This window comes from Geobacillus sp. ZGt-1, from assembly GCF_001026865.1.
GTDB lineage: Bacteria > Bacillota > Bacilli > Bacillales > Anoxybacillaceae > Geobacillus > Geobacillus thermoleovorans.
The window spans coordinates 156,198-159,345 of record NZ_LDPD01000016.1; the positions used below are offsets into that span (position 1 = coordinate 156,198).

The following is a 3,148-nucleotide window of genomic DNA, read 5'->3' on the forward strand; positions in this document are numbered from 1 at the left end:
CGCGGGGGTTCGAATCCCTCTTCCTCCATTTCTAATATCCGATCCTGTCAAATTGTAAATCATGAAACCCTTGATACGACTGCGTTGGCAGTCGTTTTTCATTTTTTGGGAATCCTTTTGACTTTTCTTCAAATCTTTATGTTCAGCGTCTTATCATCAATCGTAATCGTTCGTTTCGAATCGAAAACACCGTCTCGATGGCATCTTTTTTTGAATTTATGTATATACTATGTATATACGAAATGAAAGGAGAGAGGTATAATGGAATTAAACAAACAGAAAGGAGTGTCAATCATGACAATAACAGTTCAAAAATGGGGAAACAGCCTTGCGGTTCGCATCCCAAGCGTGATTGCTGAACGTTTAGCGCTTCATCAAGGATCAGAAGTGGAGATGATCGTTGAGAACCAAGCGATCAAGTTGATCCCGAAAAAGAAAAAGCCGACATTGGAGGAACTTTTGGCTAAAATCACGCCGGAAAATCGCCATGCTGAAATTGATTTTGGAACAGAAGGGAATGAATTGTTCTGATGCAAGCGCCGGATCGTGGGGATCTTGTTTACGTCAATTTCAATCCACAAGCAGGGCATGAGCAGGCAGGAAAAAGGCCCGGCATCGTTCTATCACCAAAGCGGTTCAATCAATTGACAGGGTTTGCGGTGCTTTGCCCGATCACCCGGCAACAAAAAGGATATCCATTTGAAGTGGAATTGCCATCAGGCTTGGCCGTTGAAGGCGTGATTTTAACCGATCAGGTCAAAAGTTTAGATTGGCGCGCCCGACAGCTTCAAATAGTAGGACGGGCGCCCAATGAAGTTGTTTCGGATTGCTTGGATCTGATTCATACTTTTCTTTCGTGAAAGGCCATTTATATTGGCCTTTTGTTCACTTTTAGCATACTTTTTGCGTACATTTTTGCCCTTCACGCTCCTTGAGGCGGGAGACTTCCTTCGGATATTTTGTTAAAAAGGCAGAATCGAGCAACGAAAAGAAGGCGGATTGTCCCGCCTTTTTGCATGGATTGACACACTGGAGATTATTTTGCACAAATTTTGCACGTGATGAACGAGCATGTCCATTCATCCTTGTATCAATAGTTTTATGGTGGGATTGGAATCCCTCTTCCAACGTCCACCTGCCGAGTGCCGGCAGGTTTTTTGTTTTTTGCGAGCGGTATGGCCGCCATTTTTCAGGCAGATGACTTGCCTGTTTTTCGTTGAATCCGGTACGATGAAGGAGGAAACGGTTTGCCGATTGAGCTGCACTCCTTTCGGCAACGGCCGGGATTGCGCAACATAAGGGAGGAGAGGTTATGGCGATTCAACGCCGCATTCGTCGCGTGAAAACCGTGCAAATGACCACCAACAGTCCGATTCATCGCAGCGGTTCGGTGCTTGAGCCCGGGAACTGGCAAGAGTATGATCCGTTTTTGCTGCTGATGGAAGACATTTTTGAGCGAGGAACGTTTGACGTCCATCCGCACCGCGGCATTGAGACGGTCACGTATGTGATCAGCGGCGAGCTTGAACATTTCGACAGCAAAGCCGGCCACAGCACGCTCGGGCCTGGAGATGTGCAATGGATGACGGCCGGCCGCGGCGTCGTCCATAAGGAAGACCCGGCGTCCGGTTCAACCGTGCACAGCCTTCAGCTATGGGTCAACTTGCCGAGCGCGTACAAAATGACCGAGCCGCGCTACCAAAACTTGCGCTCCAAAGACATGCCCGTGCGCAAGGAAGAGGGAGCGACGATCCGGGTCTTTTCCGGGTCATCGAAAGGCGTCAAAGCGCCGACGAAAAACATCGTTCCCGTCACGATGGTGGAAATGATTGTCGAACCGGGAACAACGGTCGTGCAAGATTTGCCGGGGCATTACAATGGGTTTTTGTACATTCTTGAGGGGAGTGGCGTGTTCGGTGCCGACAACATCGAAGGAAAAGCCGGGCAAGCGCTGTTTTTCAGCCGCCACAACCGCGGCGAGGAAACGGAGCTAAACGTGACCGCCCGCGAAAAACTCCGCCTTCTTCTTTATGCCGGCGAGCCGGTGAACGAACCGGTCGTCGCCTACGGGCCGTTCGTCATGAACACGCCGGAACAAATCCGCGAGGCGATTCGCGATTACCAGGAAGGGCGGTTTGGGCGATAATGGAAGGGAAAGAGCCGATTCGTTGTATGGCTCTTTCTTTTTTGTTATCATGTTCACAAAAAGAAGCCGTTGGGCTGTTCAAGGAGGACATAGTCATGAACCAAGTCATCGAAACGATTCTCCAGCACCGTTCGATCCGCCGGTTTGAAGACCAGCCGCTCACGGATGAACAAATCCGCACGATCGTCGAATGCGCCCAGGCGGCATCGACTTCAAGCTATGTTCAAGCGTACTCGATCATCGGGGTGAAAGATCCGGAGAAAAAACGGAAGCTCGCCGAGCTGGCGGGAAATCAATCCTATGTCGAGCATAACGGCCATTTCTTTGTCTTTTGCGCTGATTTTCACCGCCATGAGCTCATTGGCGAGCTAGAAGGAAAAGACGTGCTTCCATCGCTTGAGAGTACGGAAAAGTTTATGGTTGCGCTGATTGACACGGCGCTTGCGGCGCAAAACGCCGCCATTGCCGCGGAGTCGATGGGGCTTGGCATCTGCTACATTGGCGGGCTGCGCAACAACCTGCCGGAAGTATGCCAACTGCTTAACATACCGAAACGGGTCATTCCGCTGTTCGGGCTTGCCGTCGGCTATCCTGCGCAAACGCCGGATCCAAAGCCGCGGCTGCCGTTTGAACACGTTTATCATGAGGACGAATACAACCAAGACCGCGCCCGATTCCTCGAACAATTGCAACGCTACAACGAAACGGTTTCGGCGTATTATGAGCAGCGGACAAACGGCCGCCGCCGCGACACATGGACCGGGCAGATGGCCGATACGCTCAGCCGCCAAGTCCGGATGTACATGAAGGAGTTTGTGGAAGGGAAAGGGTTCAATTTACGGTAGCCTCTCTTCGTTCGGAAGAGGGGTTTTTCTTGCAGGCGATTCCATTTGTGAGAAAACTATGCCAGCCCGTTGGACATTGGTTTTGGTGATTGATTTTGTCTGGAGTTTCAGCTATACGTTATGGCCTCGAAAAGAACCGAAGGCGAGACTGGCAAAA

4 protein-coding genes and 1 tRNA gene (1 of these 5 running past the window's edge) are annotated in these 3,148 nt (G+C 50.5%); all 5 read left to right on the forward strand.

Annotated features, from left to right (window positions below; all coding sequences use genetic code 11):
* Positions 1-28, forward strand: a tRNA-OTHER gene (locus VU18_RS17300); it begins 62 nt to the left of the window's first position.
* 233 nt (positions 29-261) lie between these two features.
* The gene (locus VU18_RS07160; RefSeq protein ID WP_011231142.1) at positions 262-531 is read left to right on the forward strand and encodes an AbrB/MazE/SpoVT family DNA-binding domain-containing protein; all 270 of its coding nucleotides are present in this window, start codon (positions 262-264) and stop codon (positions 529-531) included.
* Positions 531-860 carry a type II toxin-antitoxin system PemK/MazF family toxin gene (locus tag VU18_RS07165; RefSeq protein WP_011231143.1) on the forward strand — a complete coding sequence of 110 codons (330 nt, stop codon included), beginning with the start codon at positions 531-533 and terminating at the stop codon, positions 858-860. The genes VU18_RS07160 and VU18_RS07165 overlap by 1 nt, the downstream gene beginning before the upstream one ends.
* A 452-nt stretch (positions 861-1,312) precedes the next feature.
* Positions 1,313-2,146 carry a pirin family protein gene (locus tag VU18_RS07170; RefSeq protein WP_011231146.1) on the forward strand — a complete coding sequence of 278 codons (834 nt, stop codon included), beginning with the start codon at positions 1,313-1,315 and terminating at the stop codon, positions 2,144-2,146.
* Between the two features lie 95 nt (positions 2,147-2,241).
* Complete coding sequence (gene nfsA / locus VU18_RS07175; protein WP_047757856.1) at positions 2,242-2,991, forward strand: oxygen-insensitive NADPH nitroreductase; 750 nt, start codon at positions 2,242-2,244, stop codon at positions 2,989-2,991.
* The last annotated feature ends 157 nt before the right edge of the window (positions 2,992-3,148 follow it).